A 20,390-nucleotide genomic window follows, 5' to 3' on the forward strand; every position below is an offset into this window, starting at 1 on the left:
CGTGCGGGCCGGTGAGAACCGGAGCGCACGGCTCGTTCTCGTACGCCGGTGGGGACCGGCCGGGCGGGGCTCAGGGCGTCGGCGGGCGGACGCCGGTCGTGCGGGCGATCCACGCCAGGTGGGAGGTGATCCGGGTGTTCACCGCCGGGGTGTCCGTGGCGCAGCCACGACCGTAGGAGACCAGGGCCGCCAGGACGCGGCGGCCCGTCGCCGTGCGGTGGGCGAGGGGGCCGCCGGAGTCGTAGACGCAGGTGTCGCGGCCCGGGGACCAGGTGCAGAGCTGGGCCGGGGTGAGGGGGCCGACGTCCCGGCGGGCGCATTCGGCGTGCGGGACGGTGTCCAGGGTGACCGTGCGCAGCACGGGGGAGGGGCCCTCGCCGAAGGCGGTCGCGCCCCAGCCGACGGCCTCCAGACGGGCGTGGTCGAACGATTCGGCAGGTGCGGGAAGCGCGATCGGCCGCACGCCGGCGTCCGGAAGGACCGGGTCCGACAGGGTGATCACGGCGAGGTCGTCGTGCTGGGTCCGGCGGTCGTAGCCGGGATGGACGGTGAAGCGCACGGGCCGGGCCACGCGCGCGTACCGGGACTCCGCCGCCGTGCGCAGGTCGTGGTCGCCGAGGAGCACCGCGACCCGGCCGGTGTCCGCGTACGAGCCGGTCAGGCAGTGCGCGGCCGTCAGCACGTGCCGGGAGCCGATCAGCGCGCCGCCGCAGAACTGCCGGTGCCGCTCGACGTCGACCAGCGCCGCCACGTAGGGGTACGCCCCCGGGGCCGCCTCCTGCCCGCCGACGACCGCCGCCGCCTCGCGCGGCGCGGCCGGTACCGCCGCCAGGACCGTCCCCGCGAGCGCCGCCGCCATCGTCCTCAGCCGTCCCATCCGTGCCCTCCATGGCCGTCGACCCAGCGTGTCCACGACGTCAACGAGCCGACGACGGGCAGGTCACCGCTCCGCGTCGGGCCGCCAGCCGGGGACGTACGAGGCGGCCGCCGCCTCCCAGCCCGCGACACCGCCGGGGAAGGGCCAGGCGCGGCTCAGGGCCGGTACGTCGGCGGCGGCGGCCAGCTCGCGCGCCAGCCGGCGGCCCTCGCCCGACGCCCGGACCGCCCGCAGGGGGCCGTCCTCGAGCACCGCCATCCGCTCCTCGTACGCCACCACCGGACGCTTCGACAGCAGCGCCGTCCACGCGGGGTCGGCCGCCCGGGACAGGATCAGCACCTCCGGCCGGCCGCCCTCCGCGAGCGCGGCCGTCAGCCGGTCGTGCCCGTCCAGGACGACGGGCACGCTCAGGCCGCTGATCCACCAGGCGAAGACCGGCGGCAGCGCGCCCTCCCGGTACAGGCGGCGGTACGCCTTCACCCGGGGCGCCGCCACGGCCGACAGGGTCCGCAGCGGCAGCAGGTCGCGGGCGTCGCCCTCCGGGTCGCCGTACCCGAACCAGGTGAGGTGCCCCCGGTCCGTGTCGTACCGCAGCAGGTGCGGCCAGTGGCGCTCGACGAACCAGTCCGTGGCGTCCGGCGCCAGCCGCCACGTGCCCTCGTGCAGCGGTCCGGCCGGCGCCACCCGCAGCTCCGCCTCCGCGTACGCCGCCCACCGCTCCGTCCACGCCCGCCCGCCGGGCTCCGCGAACTCCGCGTGGGCGCGTGCCCGTTCGGCCCGCAGCGGCGCCAGCGGCGACACGTACCGGCCCGTCCGCGCGTAGTGAACCCCCCGATGCGTCACCCGCTGCCGGGCGAAGAGCACCGGCACGGCCGCCCGCCCGCCCGACTCCTGCACGAGCACGAGGCGCCGCCCGTCGGCACATTCCATCCGCAGCCCGGCCCGCACCGGCGATCCCACCCGCATGCCGGCAACCCTAAGGGACCCGCGCGGTCCACTCCGGGGACGAGAACTTGCTCTCCGCCAGCTCCTTCGCGGCGGCCAGTTCCTCCTCCGTCACCCCGCCTTCCGTCAGGCCGTAGCGCTGCCGGAAGGAGGCGATCATGCGCGCGATCACCGCCTCGCGCGGCAGCCCCGTCTGGCGGCGCAGCGGATCGACGCGCTTCCTGGCGCTCGTGGTGCCCTTGTCGGAGAGCTTCTCGCGCCCGATCCGCAGCACCTCGGTCATCTTGTCGGCGTCGATGTCGTACGCCATCGTCACGTGGTGCAGCACCGCGCCCGCGCCCGTCACCACCCGCTTCTGCGCCGCGCCCGCGATCTTCCCGGCCTCGGTCGCGATGTCGTTGAGCGGCTGGTACCAGGCCTTCACACCCAGGTCGCCGAGGGCGGCGAGGACCCAGTCGTCGAGGTAGGCGTAGCTGTCGGCGAAGGACAGCCCCTGCACCAGGGCGTCGGGCACCGACAGCGAGTACGTGATGGTGTTGCCGGGCTCGATGAACATGGCGCCGCCGCCGCTGATCCGGCGCACCACCTGGATGCCGTGCCGCTCGGCGGCCTCCGGGTCCACCTCGTTGCGCAGCGACTGGAAGCTGCCGATGACGACGGCGGGCGCGCCCCACTCCCAGACCCGCAGGGTCGGCGGCCTGCGGCCCTCCGCGACCCCGGCGGTGATGACCTCGTCGAGCGCCATGTGCAGGGCGGGGGAGCGCGGCGGTTCGTGGACCAGCTGCCAGGCGTAGTCGGTCCAGTCGGTGGCGTGGGCGAGCGCCCGGCGGACCGCCACCCCGACGCCCTCGGCGGTGAGGCCGTACATCTGCGTGCCGGGCGGCAGGGCCGCCTCGATCCGGGCCGCGAGCCCGGCGGCGTCGGTGTCGGCGGGCGCGCCCTCCAGCGCGCCGTCGATGGCCAGGATCGCCTCGTCGGGTTCGAGGAAGAAGTCCCCGGCCACCCGCACCCGGCGCAGCACCCCGTCCTCGACGTCCAGATCGACGACGACGAGCTTGCCCCCGGGCGCCTTGTACTCACCGTGCACCGTTTCGTCCCCTTTCCACAGGTGAGGCGATCCTAGCCAGTGACACACCCGCAGCACGCGCCTCCCCGGCCGTCGCCCTGACGGGAGACGGCCGGGGAGCATCAGGGTCTCCTCCTAGAGGGTGCCGAGCCAGGCGCACGCGTCGGCCCCTTCACCCGGTGGGCAGTTCCATCCCCGGTCCGCGTCGCCCGCCCAGGGCGGGTCGTTGACGTCGGGGCCGAAATTGGAGGCGGGCGGGGGTTCTTCCCTCACGTACCCCGTCAGCTCCGTGTCCGGGTCCTCCTCTGTGGAGTAGGTGTAGACGCGTACGTCCTTCAGGAAGGGCCGGTACGTGTCCCAGCGGCGCTCCACCGCGCCGAGCACCGGCAGGTTCAGCCCGGTGCCGTCGGGCGGGGGTGCCGCTCGGTACCTGTCGTTCATGCTGCCGTCCTTTCAGGCCCGGCCGGGGCCGCGGCGACGCCGCGTGCGGCCGGCGTACGGCCTCACTTGAAGAAGGCGCCGATCGCCTTCGTCGCCAGGGGCAGCAGCCAGGCGAAGTCCGCCTCGACACCGCCCCCGTGCCCGGTGCCGGCGGCGAGGGGGGCAGGCCGGGCGCGGTCGACGGCCGGTGCCTGGACCGGTGCGCGCACGACGGCCGCCGGGGCCGTCCGCGCGGGGAATTCCGTGGTCATGTCCGTTCCTTTCCGTGCTCTCGGAGGTGGTCGGACGTTCTCGGACGTCCTGGACCGGTGGGCCGTGGCGCTAGGACTGGCGGGAGAGCCAGGCGTCCAGCATTCCCTTGGCTCCGTGACCGATCAGCTGCCAGGGCATCTCCCAGTTCGCCTCGGCCCCGTCCTGGCCGGCGCCGGCCCGTGCCGGTGCCGAGGGGGACCGGTCGACGGCGGGCGTCTGGAGGGGAGGCCGGGGCGCCGCCGCCGTGTCCGGGAATTCGCTGTTCATCCCGGTGTCCTTTCGAAGAGGTCCGCACAGCGGTGGCCGGGCGCCGGGACGCGGGCCACCGCTGCCGCGGAGGGGTGCTGCGAGCGGTCTTCTAGAAGAGGACCTTCTTGGCGATGTTCCAGATGTCGCCCAGGCCGAAGTTGGCCTGGACGCCGTCCGTGCCCTCACCGGCGTTCGCGGCGCCGGTGGGGCTGCGGTCGATGGCGGGAGTCTGGAACGGGGTCTGGGGGGCGCCGGCCGGTGCCGGTCGCTCCTCGGACCGCGTGAACGGCTCGTTCATCGTTCTCACCTTTCATCCGGTGGGGTCCGGCGGACGGTTGCCGCCGGAGGCTCGTGCGTCACAGGGCGTACGACCGCTGCGCGTAGCACATCTGCCGGGCGGGCCCCCACAGGTCCGCGCAGCCCGAGCGGGCGGCCTGGACGCCCTCGGCGTCCTGCTCCGGCCCCCGCCGCGGCTGCCGCCACGGGTCGCGCAGGACCGGCAGGGGCTGCGGGGGGAGGGACGGGGTGGGGGAGGTGGTCGTGTCCATGAGGAGCTCCTCGACGGGGAGGGGCGGCGTTCACATGCCGCCGATGAAGGTGTGGACCGGAGCGAGGCTGACCGGCACCTCGTCGCTCACGTCGAACGTGTACAGGTACGACACCGGCGCGCGACGGTCGTTCTCGGGGTCGAAGAAGGTCAGGACGACGTCCTGGCAGTCGGACCCGGTGCGGCAGAAGGGGCTCGGGGCGACGCTGACGGTGTCCAGGGAGTAGAAGTTGTCGCTGCCGCCGGGGACCTGGCTGGCGGAGAGGATGCCGTCCTGGATCTCGGCGCCGACCACGAAGGCGTTGGTGCCGGCGGCGTTGAGCGCGCGGTCGGCGGAACTGCGCCCGAGGTTGCGGAACTTCCAGTAGATCTTGTCCAGCAGGGCCCGGATGGTGGTCTTGAGGAAGTCGCCCTTCCGGCCCGCGAACTCGTCGCGCACCTTCGCCTCCGCGGCGGCCTGAGCCGCCTCGGACGCGGCCTGCGTCGGGTTGTCCTTCGCGGCGTCCTCGGCCGCCCACCGGCGCGCCTCCTGCACGCGCCGGGCGACCACGGCCGCGTACACCGCGTTGACCAGCAGCGTCTCGTTCCAGGTGTACAGGCCGCGGCTCTTCACCTCGACGACGGGCAGCACCTCGCCCGAGAACAGCCGGACCGTGCGGTCCGTGAGGACCCCGGGGATCGAGACCCGCGAGACGTAGCCTTCGTCCGACTTGCTCTTGGACTGCCCCAGCAGGGCGTCCCGGAAGGTGCGGTAGACGTAGGAGACCGGCGGATAGGCGAGGGTCTCCAGGATCTGGGCGAGCAGTCCGGGGGTGCCGTCGTCGCTCGGCGCGCCGCTCTGCTCCGCCGCCCCCATCGCGAGCTTCTCCACCTTCTCGGGGGTCGCCTTGGGGTCGGTGATGATGGGCCGGGTCCAGTCCATGCCCACCGGCGTCTCCGCCTCCAGGGCGTAGATCGGGGTGGCGTCCATGTTGAGCGTCCAGGTCAGCTTGTCGGAGGCCCACGGGTTCTTGCTCAGGTAGGCGTGCAGCTGCTGGGGGTCGTAGATGTTCGGCTGCGTCTCCCGCTCGGGCTGCCCCGGCTTGGCGTCGGTGGGGACGTACGGCATCAACTGGCGGAAGCTGTCGCGGCGGGCCTCGGTCTGGAAATCGAACCCGATGGTGCCGATCGCATAGATCAGCTGCTTCCCCGGCGGCGCAACCGGCACCGGCACGGGCACCGGCACCGGCGCCGCGGACGGGGTGTAACCGCCGCCCGCGCCGGGGTGCCCGCCCGCGCCCCCGCAGGTGCCGCCGCAGCCGGCGCACGAGGGGCAGACGCCCGGGGCGGCCACGGCCGGGGAGGAGGGGACCGCCGTGACCGGAGGGACGGACGCGACGGGCGCAGCGGGTGTGGCAGGAGTGACGGGTGTGGCAGGGCTGGCGGGCGGTGCGGCTCCGGCGGCGGCCCGCACGCCCGCGGGCGTCCCGGCCGGGACCGTCCCCTGCGGCGGACCGTACGCGGTCGGCGGGTACGACGGGGGCGGGGGAGCGGGTGCCTCCGGCGCCGGGGGCACCGCGGCCGGCCACGCCGCGGTCGGGTCCTCCCCCCAGGGCGGCGTCATCGCCTCGGCGCCGACGGGTGCCGCGGGCGCCTCCCGGGGTACGGCCGCGGGAGCCGTGGCGGCGTCCGCGGGCAGGGGGTCGGGGGGCCGGGCGGCCTGCGGGTGTACGGCGTTCGTGTCCATGACGATGACTCTTTCTCTCGGTTCGGCGGGGGCGGCCCCGGAGGCGACCGCCACCGGGGCGGGCACGCCGTCCTGGTCGAGCAGGGCGAAGGCGCCGGGGGCGTTCAGCAGGCCGCGGAGCAGCCTGCGGCACTCGGGGGCGTCGTCGGGGCCGCACGGCGGCCGGAGCGCCGAGTCCAGGACGGCCCGGCCGGCCGCGATCGGGTCGGCCGGGTGCCCGGTGGCCAGCTGCCTGGCCACCAGCAGGGCCACGACCCCGGTGACCGCCGGGGCGGCGAAGCTGCTGCCGGTGAGCGAGGCGAGTCCCCCGCCGGGCGCGGCTCCCCGGACGTCCCGACCCGGTGCCAGGACGCCGTTCCGCCGGTAGGCGCCGCCCCAGTTGTTGATGCCGAGCGGCGCGCCGGTGGCGTCGGCGGCTCCCACGGCGAGCACGGACGGCGTGGCGGCGGGGGCCTGCAGGCAGTCGCATCCGTCGTTGCCGACGGCGGCGACCACCAGGACCCCGCGGTCCGCGCACAGGCGGAGCGCCCGTTCGAGCATGCTGCTCGGCGTGCCCGCGGGGGTGCGTTCCCCGCCGCTGATGTTGACGACGTGGGCGCCGGCCTCCACGGCCTGCTCGACGGCCCGGGCCAGGTCCAGCTGGGGGACGCGGGTCGCCCGTCCGTCCGGGGTCTCCCGGAAGACCGGCAGCAGCAGCCCGGTGCAGCGCGGCACGAGGCCCGGCACGTCCGAGGGCGGCTGTCCGAAGAGGAGGCTCGTGACGTGGGTGCCGTGCAGCGACATCGGCCCGGTCCCCGCCGGTTCGGACACCAGCGTGGGCAGACGGGTCAGGTCCGCGCCGGCGAGACAGGGGTGGGCCAGGTCCACGGGACCGTCGAGCACCGCCACGCGCACGTCGGGGCTGCCCAGGAGCTCGCCTCGTCCGGCGACTCCGCGTACCACCGACCGGATGTCCATCCCGAACCTCCGAGATCCGCACCGCCCGGGTCCGGCCCGGACGATTCCGTCGTGGCCCGGTCCGCTCGGGTACCGCCGTACGCGGCGCCGGTGCCACAACAGACGTTCTCCCGCACGTCCGTTGCGGTGGCGTCACCGTCTCCTGGGCGGGGTGTGCGGAGGAACGTCGCCGAAACGTGCGGCTCGTGTCCCCGCTGCATGGAAGAAACGTTTCTTCTGTGAGAACGCGCTGGTGGGCGCCGTCTGACGGGCCTGCCGGGAGGCGCGGAGGGACGCAACGCCCCCGCCCACGCACCGGTTGCAGCCCCCCAGGCCCTCGCGCACAGTGAAAGGCGTGTCGCAACGAGCACGACTGGAACTCCTTCGCCCCCTCCAAATCACCTGCGGAGGGCGGCGCGTCACCGTCTCCGCCGCGGCGCAGCGGCTGCTGGCCTTCCTGGCCCTGCACCGGGAAGGCGTCCACCGGCGTGACGCGGCCGAACAGCTCTGGCCCGACTGCACCCCGTGCCGGGCCGCCGCCAACCTGCGGTCCGCGCTCTGCCAGGGCAGAAGGCTCGCGACGACACCCGCCATCGACAGCGTCGACCACGCCCTGGCCCTCTCGCCGTCCCTCGCCGTCGACTTCCACGAGGCCGGGGACGCCGCGCGCCGGCTCGTCGACGGCGGCGATCCGCCGCCCGACACCGACCGGCTCGTCAACGACCTCGGCCAGGTCCTGCTGCCCGGCTGGGACGACGAATGGCTGCACCTCGAACGCGAACGCTGGGACCAGTCACGGCTGTACGCCCTGGAGGCCCTCGCCCAGCGCTTCCAGGCGGAAGGCCGCCACCTGCCCGCCCTGCAGGCCTCCCTGACCGCGGCCGCCATCGACCCGTACCGCGAGACCCCGCAGCGCATCGCCGTCGAGGTCCACCTGGCCGAGGGCAACCTCGCCAGCGCCGTCAGGCGCTACCAGGACTACCGGCGGCTGCTCCAGGCGGAGTTGCAGGTCACCCCGTCCCCCCGGCTCACCCGCCTGGTCCGCGACCTGACGAGAACCTAGACACACCCGCCCGAGGACCCGCCCGAGGTCCCCGGGGTGTACCGGTTGTCGGACCCGCGTGCTTAGCTGGACGCATGATCGAGTCCTTCCTTGAGCACGTTCTCGGCGGCGGTACGACGGAGGTGGAGGAGGCGGTCCGCAAGGCGGTCGCGGTGGAGGTCATGCCGCGCTTCCGGCAGCTCGCCGACCACGAGATCGTCGAGAAGAAGGGGCCGTACGACCTGGTGACGGTCGCCGACCGGGCCGCCGAGGAGCACCTGACCCGGGCGCTGACCGCGCTGCTGCCGGGCTCCGTCGTCGTCGGCGAGGAGGCCGTCCACGCCGAGCCCGACCGGTACGACGCGCTGCGCGGCGACGCGCCGGTCTGGATCGTCGACCCGGTGGACGGCACCCGCCAGTTCGTCCACGGAGACCCGGCCTTCTGCACCCTCGTCGCCCTCGCCCACCACGGCGAGCTCCTCGCCTCCTGGACGTTCGCGCCCGCCCTGGGCGAGCTGGCCGTCGCCGTGCGGGGCCGCGGCGCGGTGCTCAACGGCGAGCGGATCCGGTCCGGTTCGCCCGCGCCGGGCGCCGTCCTGGAGGTCGCCACCTCGCACCCCGACTACTCCACGCCCGAGCAGAAGCGGGCCCTCCTCGGGCTCCACACCGAGGGCGTCCGGCCCCGGCCGTGCGGCTCGGCCGGCCTGGAGTACCTGTCGATCGCCCGCGGCACGCTCGACGCCACCGCGTTCAACTGGGAGTACGCCTGGGACCACGCGGCCGGGCTGCTGCTGGTCACGGAGGCGGGCGGCGCGCAGACCACCGTCGCCGGCGAGCCGTTCCGGATCGCCGGGGGGAACGCGCTGCCCTTCACCGCCGCCCGGGACGCCGCCACCGCCGAGCGCGTCCGCGCCCTCCTCGCCGCCGCTCCGGCCGGGGACTGACGGATGGTCACACGACCGGGCCGGCCGTGCCGCCGGACCCTGCCCGGGCCGAGCCGCGACCACCGGAGCGGGCGGGCCTATCCTGGCCCTGTCCGACCACCGGCCGACCTGAGGAGCCCGAGGTGACGTCACTGCTCGACGCCGTCGTCGTGGGGGCCGGGCCCAACGGACTGACCGCCGCCGTGGAGCTGGCCCGCCGCGGCCACTCGGTGGCCGTGTTCGAGGCGAAGGAGACCGTCGGCGGCGGAGCCCGCACCGAGGAGCTGACCCTTCCCGGCTTCCGCCACGACCCCTGCTCCGCCGTCCACCCGCTGGGCGTCGGCTCGCCGGTCTTCCGAACCATGCCGCTCGACCGGTACGGCCTGGAGTGGCTCCACCCCGAACTGCCCATGGCGCACCCCTGGGACGACGGCACCGCCGTCGTCCTCTCCCGCTCCGTCGCCGAGACCGCCGCCTCCCTGGGGCCGCGCGACGCCGGCACCTACCGCCGACTCGTCACCCCCTTCCTCGGCCGGTGGGAGGCGCTCTTCCGCGACTTCATGCAGCTGCCGCTCACCGCGCTGCCCCGCGACCCGGTCGGCCTCGCCCGCTTCGGCCTCACCGGACTGCCGCCCTCCACCTGGCTGCTGCGCCGCTTCCGCGACGAGAAGGCCCGCGCCCTCTTCGCCGGTCTGGTCGGCCACGTCATCGCGCCGCTCGACGGCCTCGCCACCTCCGCCGTCGGCCTCGTCTTCGCGCTCGCCGCGCACGCCGTCGGCTGGCCGGTGCCCCGCGGCGGCTCCCAGGCGATCCCGGACGCCCTCACCGCGTACCTCACCGAGCTCGGCGGCACCGTCCACACCGGCTACGAGGTCAAGCGCCTCGACGACCTGCCGCCCGCCCGCGCCTACCTCTTCGACACCTCGCCCACCGCCCTCGCCCGCATCACCGGCTTCGGCGCCCACCACTACGCCCACTACCGGTACGGCGCCTCCGCCTTCAAGATCGACTACGCCCTCGACGGGCCCGTCCCGTGGACCGCCGAGGCCGCCCGCCGGGCCGGCACCGTGCAGGTCGGCCCCACCGCCCGCGCCATCGACACCGCCCTGCGCCAGGCCTCCTCCGGCTCCGCCCCCGAGACGCCGTTCCTCATCACCGCCCAGCCCAGCCTCGTCGACCCCACCCGCGCCCCCGAGGGCAAGCACGTCTTCTGGGCGTACGGCCACGTGCCCAACGGCTGGCGCGGCGACCTCACCGACGCGATCGAGCGGCAGATCGAGCGCTTCGCCCCCGGCTTCCGCGACCGGATCCTCGCCCGCGCCACCGCGGGACCGCCCGAACTCGCCGCACGCAACGCCAACTACATCGGCGGCGACATCGCCTGCGGCGCCGCCCGCGGCCTCCAGCTCCTGCTGCGCCCCACCCTCTCCCCGTGGCCGTACCGCACCCCCCACCCCGCGGTCTTCCTCTGCTCCTCCGCCACCCCGCCGGGCCCCGGCGTCCACGGCATGTCCGGGCACAACGCCGCCAAGGACGTCTGGCGCCACCTCAGGAAGTCCGACGGCCGGGGAACCTAGACTCGGACCCATGGCGAAGTACATCGACGTGCACCCCGAGAACCCGCAGCCGCGCATCATCGACGGCGTGGCCGACTCGATCCGCAAGGGCGGGCTCATCGCCTACCCCACCGACTCCTGCTACGCCCTCGGCAGCCGGATCGGCAACCACGAGGGACTCACCCGCATCCGGGAGATCCGCCGCCTCGACGACCGGCACCACTTCACCCTCATGTGCGCGGACTTCGCCCAGCTCGGCCAGCTCGTGCACATCGACAACCGGGTCTTCCGCGCCGTCAAGTCCGCCGTCCCCGGCGCGTACACCTTCATCCTGCCCGGCACCAAGGAGGTGCCCCGGCAGCTCCTCCACCCGAAGAAGAAGACCGTCGGCGTCCGCATCCCCGACCACGTCGTCACCCAGGCGCTGCTCGCGTCACTCGGCGAACCCCTGCTCTCCAGCACCCTCCTGCTGCCCGACGAGGAGGAGCCGCTCACCCAGGGCTGGGAGATCAAGGAGCGCCTCGACCACCAGGTGGACGCCGTCCTCGACTCCGGCGAATGCGGCACCGTGCCCACCACCGTCGTCGACTTCTCCAGCGGCGACCCCGAGATCGTCCGCGTCGGCGCCGGGGACCCCGCCCGCTTCGAGTGAGCGAGCGGGGCCACCTCCCGGGCGGTGGCCCTTACGAGCCCCGCGTGATCACCGTACGGTCGACCGGGTGAACCACCGTCCACCCCGACCGCCGGAGGCCCGCGCGTGATCGTCATCGCCCACGTCAGCGACATCCACATCGACGCGCAGGAGCGCGCCACCGCGCGCACACGCGCCGTCCTGCGCCACCTGGAGGAGCTCCCGTACGACCTGGCGGCCGTCCTCGTCTCCGGTGACATCGCCGACACCGGGGCCCCCGCCGAGTACGACGCCGCCCGCGCGCTCCTGACCGGCCGCCACCCGCTCGTCGTCTGCCCCGGCAACCACGACGACCGCGCCGCCTTCCGGGCGGGCCTCGCGCCGCTGCTCCAGGAGGACGGCGACCCGGCGCCCACCGCCCCCGTCGACCAGGTGCTGCGCGGTGACGGCTTCGTCCTCGCCGTCTGCGACTCCTCGATCCCCGGCAAGCACGACGGCCACCTGGAGGACACCACCCTGGAGTGGCTGGACCGCGTCCTCACCGACACCCCGCACGACACGCCCGTCCTCGTCGCCTTCCACCACCCGCCGGTGCCGCTGCACACCCCGTACGTCGACGAGATCCGGCAGTACGGCGAGGACCGGCTCGCCGCGCTCGCCGCCCGCCACCCCCACCTCACCGCCTTCCTCGCCGGCCACGCCCACACCGCCGCCGCCACCACCTTCGCCGGCCGTCCGCTGCTGGTCGCCCCCGGCACCGTCTCCACCATCCGGCTGCCCTGGGAGCACCCGGGCCCCGACAGCCCGCACGTCCACCTGGACACCCCGCCCGGTGTCGCCTTCCACGTCCTCGGCGACGACGGGCGGATCACCACCCACTTCCGGACGGTGCCGGTCTCCGGCTGAACGTCCATGTCGTTTTTCTGCCAGCCGGAGGGCCCGCGCATCCTCGATCCTGGATCCATGCACACCGAGACCGAGCGCTGTGTGCGGGCCGTCCAGTCCAAGGACGCCCGCTTCGACGGCGTCTTCTTCACCGCGGTCCGCACCACCCGGATCTACTGCCGCCCCAGCTGCCCGGCCGTCCCGCCCAAGCCCGAGAACATGGAGTTCCACCCCAGCGCCGCCGCCTGCCAGCGGGCCGGGTTCCGGGCCTGCAAGCGGTGCCGGCCCGACACCAGCCCCGGCTCCCCGGAGTGGAACGTGCGGGCCGACGCCGTCGCCCGCGCCGTCCGCCTGATCCAGGACGGGGTCGTCGACCGGGAGGGCGTCCCCGGGCTCGCCCGCCGCCTCGGCTGGTCCACCCGGCAGATCGAGCGCCAGCTCCTCGCCGAGCTGGGCGCGGGCCCGCTCGCCCTGGCCCGCGCCCAGCGCGCCCAGACCGCCCGCACCCTCGTCGAGACGACGGCGCTGCCCTTCGCCGAGATCGCCTTCGCCGCCGGCTTCTCCTCCATCCGCTCCTTCAACGACACGGTCCGCCAGGTCTTCGACCTCAGCCCCGGCGAACTGCGCGCCCGCGCGGCCCGGCCCGCCGCGCCCCACCCGCCCGGCGTGATCAGCCTGCGGCTGCCCTTCCGCGCCCCGCTGGAGCCGTCCAACCTCTTCGGCCACCTCGCCGCCACCGCCGTCCCGGGCGTCGAGGAGTGGCGCGACGGCGCCTACCGCCGCACCCTCGCCCTCCCGTACGGGCACGGGATCGTCGCGCTCGCCCCGCGCCCCGACCACATCGCCTGCCGGCTCTCGCTCACCGACCCCCGGGACCTCACCCACGCGATCAGCCGCTGCCGCCGCCTCCTCGACCTCGACGCCGACCCCGTCGCCGTCGACGACCGGCTGCGCGCCGACCCGCTGCTCGCCCCGCTCGTCGACAAGGCGCCCGGCCGCCGCGTCCCGGGCACCGTCGACCCGGCCGAGTTCGCGGTCCGGGCCGTCCTCGGCCAGCAGGTTTCCACGGCCGCCGCCCGCACTCACGCGGCCCGGCTCGTCACCGCCCACGGTGTGCCCGTCGAGGATCCCGAGGGCGGCCTCACGCACCTCTTCCCGACGCCCGGGGCGCTGGCCGCGCTCGATCCCGAGACCCTGGCCCTGCCCCGGAGCCGCCGCACCACCCTGCTGACCCTCGTCGGCGCGCTCGCCGACGGCAGCCTCGCCCTCGGCCCGGACACCGACCGCGCCGAGACCCGCGCCCGGCTGCTCGCGCTGCCCGGCTTCGGCCCCTGGACCACCGAGATCATCGCCATGCGGGCGCTCGGAGACCCCGACGCCTTCCTCCCCGGCGACCTCGGCATCCGCCGCGCCGCCGTGGGCCTCGGCCTGCCCGGCAGTCCCGGCGCGCTCACCGCCCGCTCCGCCGACTGGGCGCCCTGGCGCGCGTACGCCGTCCAGTACCTCTGGGCGACCGACAGCCACCCCATCAACCACCTCCCCGCCTAAGGAAGTTCCGCCATGCTCCGCACCGCCGCGTCCCGCACGGTCGTGCACACGGTCGTGGACAGCCCCTACGAGCCGCTGACCCTGGTGGCCGTCGACGGCGTCCTCAGCCGCGTCCACATGACCGGCCAGCGCCACCGCCCGCCCGAGGAGAGCTTCGGTGAGCGCGACCCCCGCCCGTTCGGTGAGGTGATCCGCCAGCTCGACGCCTACTTCGACGGCGAGCTCACCGAGTTCGACCTGCCGCTCCACCTGGAGGGCACCCCGTTCCAGCTGCGCGTCTGGGAGCAGCTCCGGCTCATCCCGTACGGGGAGACCCGCACGTACGGCGAACTCGCCGAGGCCCTCGGCACCCCGAGCGCCTCCCGCGCGGTCGGCCTGGCGAACGGCAAGAACCCCGTCAGCGTCATCGTCCCCTGCCACCGCGTCATCGGTTCCGGCGGCAGCCTCACCGGCTACGGCGGCGGCCTGGACCGCAAGCGGCGGCTGCTCGCCTTCGAGTCGGGCGCGGCCGCCCCGGACGCGCTGTTCTAGGGCCTGTCGTCAAACTCCCGCCGTCGCCCGGAGGGCGGCCCCGCGGCGTCAGGTGCGTGCTCTCGGCGTGCCGGGCGCGAGGCCTCGTACGGGACGTACTCGGCCTTGTGCCCGGTGCGGCGAGAGTGCGTGTGGGGCAGGCGGGAGTTTGACGACAGGCCCTAGTCAGCCCAGCCGCTCCAAGAGCGCCGGCAGGGCGGTGCCGATCGGTTCGCGCAGGACCTCGGCGGCCAGCGGGTCGTACGGGGTCGGCTCGGCGTTCACGATGATCAGCCGGGCCCCGTGCTCGGCCGCGATGCCGGCCAGCGAGGCCGCGGGCTGCACCTGGAGGCTCGTGCCGACCGCGACGAACACCTCGGCGGCCTTGGCCACGGACATCGCGTTGCCGAGGACCACCGGGTCGAGGCGCTGCCCGAACATCACGGTCGCCGGCTTCAGGATCCCGCCGCAGTCCAGGCAGGCGGGGTCCGGATCACCGGCGTCCAGCCGCTCCAGGGCCGCGGCCATCGACGAGCGGGCGTGGCAGGCCGTGCACACCACCGAGCGGGCGGTGCCGTGCAGTTCGAACACCTTGCGGTCCGGCACCCCGGCGGCCTGGTGCAGACCGTCCACATTCTGCGTGATCACCCGCAGCGCGTTCCCTGTCCGCTCGTACGCCGCGATCGCGCGGTGCGCCGCGTTGGGCTCCGCCGTCAGGACCGGGGCGTCGCGCCGCATCAGCCAGGAGCGGCGGCGGACCTCCGGGTCGGCCATGTACGGCCCGTAGGTGACCAGCCGTTCGGCCTCGGGGTCCCGCCGCCACAGGCCGTTCGGCCCCCGGTAGTCCGGGATGCCCGAGTCCGTGGAGATACCGGCACCGCTGAGGATCGCGACCATCGTCATGGCGGGAGGGTAGGCATCCCCGACCGGCTCCCGCGACCGGGTTTCCCGGTGCTAGGTTCCGCACATGGCCAAGGTGAACATCGCGCTCGACGCCGAACTCGTCGTGGAAGTCATGGTCCTGGCGGGCGTCGGCAGCCCGCAGGACGCCGTGGAGGCCGTCGTGCGCGACTACATCGCGCGCGGCCACCGCACGGAGGCGAGGACCGCCACCCGCGACGAGGCGAACCGCACCGGCGAGACGCTGCCGCCGGAGCCCCCGCAGGGATGACCACCGCCCCCGGGTGACGGGGGGTCAGGCCTGCGCGGGCAGGCCGTTCACCAGCTCTGCCGGGCCGCTCCCGTCGGCCAGGGCGCGCAGGGCGGCCAGCACCCGGGGGCCGAGGCTGCCCTGGAGGTGGGCCGGCACCTCGGCCGGCTCGATCAGCTTCCAGGAGGCCAGCTCGGCCTCCGGGAGCCGGATCTCCGCGAACCGCTCCTCGGGGAGCACCCCGCCGTCGTACAGATAGGCCACCACCGGAGGCCGGGCCGGGCTCTGCGACCAGTCCACCGCGATCAGCGGGCCCGGCGGCACGTCCAGGCCGATCTCCTCCAGGGTCTCCCGGCGGGCCGCCTGCCGGGGCGTCTCGCCCGCGTCGGCTTCGACCGTGCCGCCCGGCAGGACCCAGCCCTCGCGGTAGGTCGGCTCCACGACGAGGATCCGGCCCCGGCCGTCCCGGAAGAGCACGGCGGCACCGGCGAGGACCCGGGGGAGGCCGGCGATGTACGTGGCGTAATCGGTGACAGTCACGGCGCCAGCGTAGCCAGGTGCGGCGTCCGCGCGGGCGGTCGACGGGCCCGCGCCCCGGCGAAGCCGTACACCGGGCCGCGCGCCCGGCCGCGCGGCGGGCCCCGGTACCTCCGCAGCCGCAGCCGCAGCCGCCGCCGGTCGACGCGCCGCCGGGCCGCCCGTCACGCCCCTCCGTCCCGCGGCGGTTCGTCGCCCTCCGCGTCGGTGCGGGAGCGGGCCGCGCGGCGCAGCCGGTGGTGCCGCGAGCCGCTGCCCTGCTCGGTCATCGCCTCGCCGACCAGGGCCCGTACCGCGTCCCGCATGCCGTGCAGGGCGTGGTGGCGGGCCGGGCCCGCGCCCGGGTCCTCGCGGAGCTCCCGCACCAGCGCCCAGCAGAGCAGCAGCATCACCACGACGAACGGCAGGGCCACCAGGATCGTCGCCGTCTGGAGGGAGTTCAGGCCGCCCGCGACCAGGAGCACGGCGGCGACGGCCGCCATGAGCACGCCCCAGGTCACCACCAGCCAGGTCGGCGGGTGCAGCGAGCCGCGGCTGGTCAGCGAGCCCATGACGAGCGAGGCCGAGTCGGCGCTGGTGACGAAGTACGTCATCACCAGGAGCATCGCCACGACCGAGGTGAACGTGCCGAGCGGCAGCGCCTCCAGCATCGCGAAGAGCGAGGCCTCCGCCCCGTCCTTCACCGCCGTCGCAAGGTCGGCCTCGCCGGTCGACTCCAGGCGGATCGCGGTGCCGCCCATCACGCAGAACCAGACGACCGTCGCCCCGGACGGCACGAGCAGCACCCCCACCAGGAACTCCCGGATCGTCCTGCCGCGGGAGATCCGGGCGATGAACGTGCCGACGAACGGCGCCCAGGACAGCCACCAGGCCCAGTAGAAGATCGTCCACGCGCCCAGCCAGTCCCGGTCGGTGAACGCGCCGGTGCGGCTGGCCATCGGCAGCAGCTCGTGGAGGTAACCGCCGACCGAGGCCGGGATCGTGTCGAGGACGTACACGGTCGGCCCGAGCAGGAAGACGAAGAGCGCCAGGCAGGCGGCGAGCACGATGTTCAGCGTCGACAGCCACTTCACGCCCTTGTGCAGGCCCGAGAAGGCCGACAGGACGAACGCCGCCGACAGCGAGACGATGATGATCAGCTCGGTGGTCGTGGAGGCCTCGACGCCCATCGTGAGGTTCAGCCCCTCCGCCACCTGGAGCGCGCCCAGGCCCAGGCTGGTCGCCGTGCCGAAGACGGTCGCGAAGACCGCGAGAAGGTCGATCGCCCTGCCCTGCCAGGACGCGGCCCGGCGTTCGCCCAGGAGCGGGACGAAGGCGCTGCTCAGCCGGTTGCCGCGGCCCTTGCGGAAACCCGCGTACGCCAGGGCCAGGCCGGCGATGCCGTAGATCGCCCACGGCGTCAGCGTCCAGTGGAAGAAGGAGTACTCCATCGCCGTCCGGGCCGCCGCGCCCGTCCCCGCCGGGCCGCCGCCCGGCGGCGGGGTCAGGAAGTGCTGGAGCGGCTCGCCGACGCCGTAGAACATCAGGCCGATGCCCATGCCGGCGCTGAACATCATCGCGATCCACGCCAGGTTGGTGAACTCCGGCTCGGAGTCGTCCGCGCCGAGCCGGATCCGGCCGAACCGGCTCAGGGCGAGCACCACGCACAGCACCAGGAAGGCGTCCGCGGCGACCACGAACAGCCAGGCGAAGTTGGAGAGGACCCAGGAGAGGGCGGCGGAGGAGGCGCTGTCGAAGGAGTCCTTGCCGAGTGCCGCCCAGGCGACCACCCCCACGACGGCGGCCACGCCGATCCCGATGACCCGCGCGTCGGGCGCGTGCCGTTCCGGTACGTGATCCGGGGACGGCCCCTCGTTCATATCCGTGCTCATGTGAGCCCACTATGGTGGGACATTTCCCTTTACCCGGGGGTGGCACGCCGTCTGGCCGTACGGATAGGGTCGGCCCTGGCGCGACTGCCTGTTCGAAAGCAAGGGATGCAAGGTGACGGACGGAGCAGCAACTCAGGTCGCTCACGTGCTCGTGGCGGCCGACAAGTTCAAGGGCTCGCTCACGGCCGTGCAGGTCGCGGAGCGGGTCACGGCGGGGCTCCGGAGGGTCGTCCCCGGCCTCTCGGTCGAGGCCCTGCCCGTCGCCGACGGCGGCGACGGCACGGTCGCGGCGGCCGTCGCGGCGGGCTTCGACCGCCACGAGGTACGGGTGACGGGACCGGTCGGCGACCCGGTCACCGCCGCGTTCGCGCTGCGCGGCACCACCGCGGTCGTCGAGATGGCGGAGGCGTCCGGCCTCCAGCTCCTCCCCGCCGGCACGTTCGCCCCGCTGACCGCCACGACGTACGGCTCCGGCGAGCTGCTGCGCGCGGCGCTCGACGCCGGCGCCACCACGATCGTCTTCGGCGTCGGCGGGAGCGCCACCACCGACGGCGGCGCCGGCATGCTCGCCGCGCTCGGCGCCCGCTTCCTCGACGCCGACGGCGAACCCGTCGGCCCCGGCGGCGCGGCCCTCGCGGAGCTCGCCTCCGCCGACCTGACCGCCCTCGACCCGCGCTTCGCCGACGTCGATCTCGTCCTCGCCAGCGACGTGGACAACCCGCTGACCGGCCCCAAGGGCGCGCCCGCCGTCTACGGCCCGCAGAAGGGCGCCACGCCCGAGGACGTCGAGACCCTGGACACGGCCCTCGCGCACTACGCCCGGGTCCTGGAGAAGACGATCGGGCCGAAGGCCACCGAACTCGCCGCCTCGCCCGGCGCGGGCGGCGCCGGCGGCATCGGCTACGGCGCCCTCCTCCTCGGCGCGGGCTTCCGCCCCGGCATCGAGCTGATGCTGGAGGTCCTCGGCTTCGCCCCCGCCCTGGAGCGCGCCACCCTCGTCATCACCGGCGAGGGCTCCCTCGACGAGCAGACCCTCCACGGCAAGGCCCCCGCGGGCGTCGCGGCGGCGGCCCGCGCGGCCGGCAAGGAGGTCGTCGCGGTCTGCGGCCGCCTGGCCCTCCCGCCCGAGACCCTCGGCGCCGCCGGCATCCGCCGCGCCTACCCCCTCTCCGCCCTGGAGCCGGACCCGGCCAAGTCCATCCCGAACGCCGGCCCCCTCCTGGAAGAGGTCGCCGCGCACATCGCCCGCGACTTCCTGGCGTAGCGCGCCCGGGCCGGACGCCCCGGGCGTCCGGCCCCGAGCCTCACCCCTGCGCCGTCAGCCGGAAGGCGTCCAGGGCCAGCGTCATCTCCGTCAGGTCCCGCGGCCGGGACAGCGACCGGGACGTCAACTGCTCCAGGCGCCGCAGCCGGTTGAAGACGGTGTTGCGGTGGCAGTAGAGACGGCCCGCCGCGCGGCCCGCCGAGCCCTCGCAGTCCAGCCAGGCGTCCAGCGTCTCCAGGAGGACCGCGCGGTCCGCCGGGTCCAGTTCCAGCAGGCCGCCGAGGACGTCCGTCACCAGGAGCTCCGCCAGATCCGGCCGGCCGACGATCAGGGCGCCCGCCATCCGCCGGTCCAGGCGGACCACCTGACGGCTGCCGGGCGGGCAGGTGCGCAGGGCGAGTTCCGCGAGCCGGCGGGCGCGACCCAGCTCCGTCAGGCCCGTGACGACCGGGCTGATGCCGCCCGGGCCCGGGGCCCGCCCGTCGAGGAGCTCCGCCAGCGCGTCGAGGCCCGTGCCCTCGGCGAGCGCCACCACCCCGATCTCGCAGTCCGCCCGCATCCGCCACAGGAACCGCAACCCCTCCGCCCGCACCTGGCGGTGGAAGGGCTCCCGCTCCTCCCGGCGGTCCGGCCGCAGCACCACCACCGCGTACCGCCCGAGCTCCGGCAGATCCAGGCCCGCCGCCGCCCGCGCCACCACCTCCGGCGTCCGCTCTCCCTCCAGGAGGGCGTCGAGGAGCGCCTGGAGCTGCTCGTCCGTGCGCCGGCGCAGCTCCGCCTCCGTCGCCCGGTACGCCTCCGAGGCCCGGTCCGCCTGGGCGTCCACCGCCGACCACACGGTCGTCGCCGACTGCATCAGCGCCGCCAGCTGGGCCGCGTCCGGGCCCGCGCCCTCGATCAGCGCGTCCCACACCAGATGCCCCGCGTGCCGGTACGCGTGCACCACCAGCTCCAGCGGCATGCCCTGCTCGGCCCGCCGCCGGCCCATCAGCTCCGCGTGCTCCAGGTCCCGCCGGGGCGAGTGCCGGGGAGCCGAGATCATCTCGATGCCGATCCTGATCGCCTCGTGCGCCTCCTGCCAGTGCTGGTCGTACGGCACGATCCGCCCGTAGGCGGGCTCGTACGCGTGCAGTTCCGCCAGATGCTCGTCCACCAGCTCCGGCACCCGCTCCAGAAGCGCCGTGCACGCACGCGCGAGCACCTTCCAGTCGTCACCGGTCCGCCGTCTGCGCCGTCCCATGCCGGGAGCATCCACTGCCCCGCGCCCCACGGCAACGCCCTGACGCGCGGTGTTGTGCGCGTGCACAGCCCTCCGGCGGCCCCGCTGGTCAACGGCAGCGATTGCGGCGCCGGGCGTGGACGGACCCTCCGGCGCGGTGCTGGGGTGAGCGACCGAACGGCCGAGTAGCACGCACGGGTAACAACGGCGGCCGG

General features: G+C 75.1%; 22 protein-coding genes. 9 read left to right on the forward strand and 13 right to left on the reverse strand.

Features of this window, described 5'->3' with window-relative positions; genetic code table 11:
* Window positions 1-70 precede the first annotated feature (70 nt).
* The 9 genes from ACFZCF_RS20370 to ACFZCF_RS20410 form a co-directional block, all read right to left on the reverse strand.
* Entirely contained in the window at window positions 71-877 is an 807-nt protein-coding gene (locus ACFZCF_RS20370; RefSeq protein ID WP_391287806.1) for a trypsin-like serine protease, read from the reverse strand.
* Between the two features lie 63 nt (window positions 878-940).
* Complete coding sequence (locus ACFZCF_RS20375) at window positions 941-1,843, reverse strand: hypothetical protein (RefSeq protein WP_391287808.1); 903 nt, start codon at window positions 1,841-1,843, stop codon at window positions 941-943.
* 10 nt (window positions 1,844-1,853) lie between these two features.
* On the reverse strand, window positions 1,854-2,909 hold the full coding sequence (locus ACFZCF_RS20380; RefSeq protein ID WP_388445354.1) for a biotin/lipoate A/B protein ligase family protein: 1,056 nt from the start codon (window positions 2,907-2,909) through the stop codon (window positions 1,854-1,856).
* A gap of 114 nt (window positions 2,910-3,023) precedes the next feature.
* Window positions 3,024-3,329 carry a hypothetical protein gene (locus tag ACFZCF_RS20385; protein ID WP_391287810.1) on the reverse strand — a complete coding sequence of 102 codons (306 nt, stop codon included), beginning with the start codon at window positions 3,327-3,329 and terminating at the stop codon, window positions 3,024-3,026.
* A gap of 62 nt (window positions 3,330-3,391) precedes the next feature.
* Window positions 3,392-3,580 carry a hypothetical protein gene (locus ACFZCF_RS20390; RefSeq protein WP_388445359.1) on the reverse strand — a complete coding sequence of 63 codons (189 nt, stop codon included), beginning with the start codon at window positions 3,578-3,580 and terminating at the stop codon, window positions 3,392-3,394.
* A gap of 70 nt (window positions 3,581-3,650) precedes the next feature.
* Window positions 3,651-3,848, reverse strand: coding sequence for a hypothetical protein (locus ACFZCF_RS20395; protein ID WP_388445361.1), 198 nt, complete (start codon window positions 3,846-3,848; stop codon window positions 3,651-3,653).
* Between the two features lie 91 nt (window positions 3,849-3,939).
* Window positions 3,940-4,128: a hypothetical protein gene (locus ACFZCF_RS20400; protein ID WP_388445364.1), complete on the reverse strand. Its 189-nt coding sequence runs from the start codon at window positions 4,126-4,128 to the stop codon at window positions 3,940-3,942.
* Between the two features lie 58 nt (window positions 4,129-4,186).
* Entirely contained in the window at window positions 4,187-4,378 is a 192-nt protein-coding gene (locus tag ACFZCF_RS20405; protein WP_388445367.1) for a hypothetical protein, read from the reverse strand.
* Window positions 4,379-4,408: 30 nt separating this feature from the next.
* Window positions 4,409-7,060, reverse strand: coding sequence for a S8 family serine peptidase (locus ACFZCF_RS20410; protein ID WP_391287814.1), 2,652 nt, complete (start codon window positions 7,058-7,060; stop codon window positions 4,409-4,411).
* 334 nt (window positions 7,061-7,394) lie between these two features.
* Between ACFZCF_RS20410 and ACFZCF_RS20415 the strand changes: the two genes are divergently transcribed.
* From ACFZCF_RS20415 to ACFZCF_RS20445, 7 genes are all read left to right on the forward strand, one after another.
* Window positions 7,395-8,102 carry a BTAD domain-containing putative transcriptional regulator gene (locus tag ACFZCF_RS20415; RefSeq protein WP_388445374.1) on the forward strand — a complete coding sequence of 236 codons (708 nt, stop codon included), beginning with the start codon at window positions 7,395-7,397 and terminating at the stop codon, window positions 8,100-8,102.
* A gap of 74 nt (window positions 8,103-8,176) precedes the next feature.
* Window positions 8,177-9,025 (forward strand): inositol monophosphatase family protein, encoded by an 849-nt coding sequence (locus ACFZCF_RS20420; protein WP_388445377.1) that lies wholly within the window; start codon window positions 8,177-8,179, stop codon window positions 9,023-9,025.
* A 122-nt stretch (window positions 9,026-9,147) separates the two neighbouring features.
* A complete protein-coding gene (locus ACFZCF_RS20425; RefSeq protein WP_388445380.1) occupies window positions 9,148-10,581 on the forward strand; it encodes a phytoene desaturase family protein in 1,434 nt (477 codons plus the stop codon).
* 10 nt (window positions 10,582-10,591) lie between these two features.
* Entirely contained in the window at window positions 10,592-11,212 is a 621-nt protein-coding gene (locus tag ACFZCF_RS20430; protein WP_388445383.1) for an L-threonylcarbamoyladenylate synthase, read from the forward strand.
* A 105-nt stretch (window positions 11,213-11,317) separates the two neighbouring features.
* Window positions 11,318-12,097: a metallophosphoesterase gene (locus ACFZCF_RS20435; protein WP_391287816.1), complete on the forward strand. Its 780-nt coding sequence runs from the start codon at window positions 11,318-11,320 to the stop codon at window positions 12,095-12,097.
* A 57-nt stretch (window positions 12,098-12,154) separates the two neighbouring features.
* Complete coding sequence (locus ACFZCF_RS20440) at window positions 12,155-13,624, forward strand: AlkA N-terminal domain-containing protein (protein WP_388445389.1); 1,470 nt, start codon at window positions 12,155-12,157, stop codon at window positions 13,622-13,624.
* A gap of 12 nt (window positions 13,625-13,636) precedes the next feature.
* A complete protein-coding gene (locus tag ACFZCF_RS20445; RefSeq protein WP_388445392.1) occupies window positions 13,637-14,155 on the forward strand; it encodes a methylated-DNA--[protein]-cysteine S-methyltransferase in 519 nt (172 codons plus the stop codon).
* Window positions 14,156-14,320: 165 nt separating this feature from the next.
* On the opposite strand, the gene ACFZCF_RS20450 is transcribed toward ACFZCF_RS20445, so the two are convergent.
* On the reverse strand, window positions 14,321-15,037 hold the full coding sequence (locus tag ACFZCF_RS20450) for a Sir2 family NAD-dependent protein deacetylase (RefSeq protein WP_391287817.1): 717 nt from the start codon (window positions 15,035-15,037) through the stop codon (window positions 14,321-14,323).
* 64 nt (window positions 15,038-15,101) lie between these two features.
* On the opposite strand from ACFZCF_RS20450, the gene ACFZCF_RS20455 reads away from it, so the two are divergent.
* Window positions 15,102-15,305, forward strand: coding sequence for a type II toxin-antitoxin system VapB family antitoxin (locus ACFZCF_RS20455; RefSeq protein ID WP_383461403.1), 204 nt, complete (start codon window positions 15,102-15,104; stop codon window positions 15,303-15,305).
* A 24-nt stretch (window positions 15,306-15,329) separates the two neighbouring features.
* On the opposite strand, the gene ACFZCF_RS20460 is transcribed toward ACFZCF_RS20455, so the two are convergent.
* Window positions 15,330-15,824: an NUDIX domain-containing protein gene (locus ACFZCF_RS20460; RefSeq protein WP_391287818.1), complete on the reverse strand. Its 495-nt coding sequence runs from the start codon at window positions 15,822-15,824 to the stop codon at window positions 15,330-15,332.
* A 161-nt stretch (window positions 15,825-15,985) separates the two neighbouring features.
* Window positions 15,986-17,692, reverse strand: a complete 1,707-nt coding sequence (locus ACFZCF_RS20465; protein WP_391287820.1) for a BCCT family transporter — start codon at window positions 17,690-17,692, stop codon at window positions 15,986-15,988.
* Window positions 17,693-17,804: 112 nt separating this feature from the next.
* On the opposite strand from ACFZCF_RS20465, the gene ACFZCF_RS20470 reads away from it, so the two are divergent.
* Complete coding sequence (locus ACFZCF_RS20470) at window positions 17,805-18,956, forward strand: glycerate kinase (protein WP_388445405.1); 1,152 nt, start codon at window positions 17,805-17,807, stop codon at window positions 18,954-18,956.
* 40 nt (window positions 18,957-18,996) lie between these two features.
* On the opposite strand, the gene ACFZCF_RS20475 is transcribed toward ACFZCF_RS20470, so the two are convergent.
* Window positions 18,997-20,196, reverse strand: coding sequence for a PucR family transcriptional regulator (locus ACFZCF_RS20475; protein WP_388445408.1), 1,200 nt, complete (start codon window positions 20,194-20,196; stop codon window positions 18,997-18,999).
* Window positions 20,197-20,390: the final 194 nt, after the last annotated feature.

The organism is Streptomyces sp. NPDC007945, from assembly GCF_042958885.1.
Lineage (GTDB): Bacteria > Actinomycetota > Actinomycetes > Streptomycetales > Streptomycetaceae > Streptomyces.

Excerpts from the sequence above, each read along its gene's own strand:
- ACFZCF_RS20370 (WP_391287806.1), bottom strand. The coding sequence starts at position 877 with ATGGGACGGCTGAGGACGATGGCGGCGGCGCTCGCGGGGACGGTCCTG.
- ACFZCF_RS20390 (WP_388445359.1), bottom strand. The coding sequence starts at position 3,580 with ATGACCACGGAATTCCCCGCGCGGACGGCCCCGGCGGCCGTCGTGCGC.
- ACFZCF_RS20400 (WP_388445364.1), bottom strand. The coding sequence starts at position 4,128 with ATGAACGAGCCGTTCACGCGGTCCGAGGAGCGACCGGCACCGGCCGGC.
- ACFZCF_RS20420 (WP_388445377.1), top strand. The coding sequence starts at position 8,177 with ATGATCGAGTCCTTCCTTGAGCACGTTCTCGGCGGCGGTACGACGGAG.
- ACFZCF_RS20450 (WP_391287817.1), bottom strand. The coding sequence starts at position 15,037 with ATGACGATGGTCGCGATCCTCAGCGGTGCCGGTATCTCCACGGACTCG.
- ACFZCF_RS20385 (WP_391287810.1), bottom strand. The coding sequence starts at position 3,329 with ATGAACGACAGGTACCGAGCGGCACCCCCGCCCGACGGCACCGGGCTG.
- ACFZCF_RS20375 (WP_391287808.1), bottom strand. The coding sequence starts at position 1,843 with ATGCGGGTGGGATCGCCGGTGCGGGCCGGGCTGCGGATGGAATGTGCC.
- ACFZCF_RS20445 (WP_388445392.1), top strand. The coding sequence starts at position 13,637 with ATGCTCCGCACCGCCGCGTCCCGCACGGTCGTGCACACGGTCGTGGAC.
- ACFZCF_RS20440 (WP_388445389.1), top strand. The coding sequence starts at position 12,155 with ATGCACACCGAGACCGAGCGCTGTGTGCGGGCCGTCCAGTCCAAGGAC.
- ACFZCF_RS20430 (WP_388445383.1), top strand. The coding sequence starts at position 10,592 with ATGGCGAAGTACATCGACGTGCACCCCGAGAACCCGCAGCCGCGCATC.
- ACFZCF_RS20405 (WP_388445367.1), bottom strand. The coding sequence starts at position 4,378 with ATGGACACGACCACCTCCCCCACCCCGTCCCTCCCCCCGCAGCCCCTG.
- ACFZCF_RS20455 (WP_383461403.1), top strand. The coding sequence starts at position 15,102 with ATGGCCAAGGTGAACATCGCGCTCGACGCCGAACTCGTCGTGGAAGTC.
- ACFZCF_RS20395 (WP_388445361.1), bottom strand. The coding sequence starts at position 3,848 with ATGAACAGCGAATTCCCGGACACGGCGGCGGCGCCCCGGCCTCCCCTC.
- ACFZCF_RS20475 (WP_388445408.1), bottom strand. The coding sequence starts at position 20,196 with ATGGGACGGCGCAGACGGCGGACCGGTGACGACTGGAAGGTGCTCGCG.
- ACFZCF_RS20410 (WP_391287814.1), bottom strand. The coding sequence starts at position 7,060 with ATGGACATCCGGTCGGTGGTACGCGGAGTCGCCGGACGAGGCGAGCTC.
- ACFZCF_RS20465 (WP_391287820.1), bottom strand. The coding sequence starts at position 17,692 with ATGAGCACGGATATGAACGAGGGGCCGTCCCCGGATCACGTACCGGAA.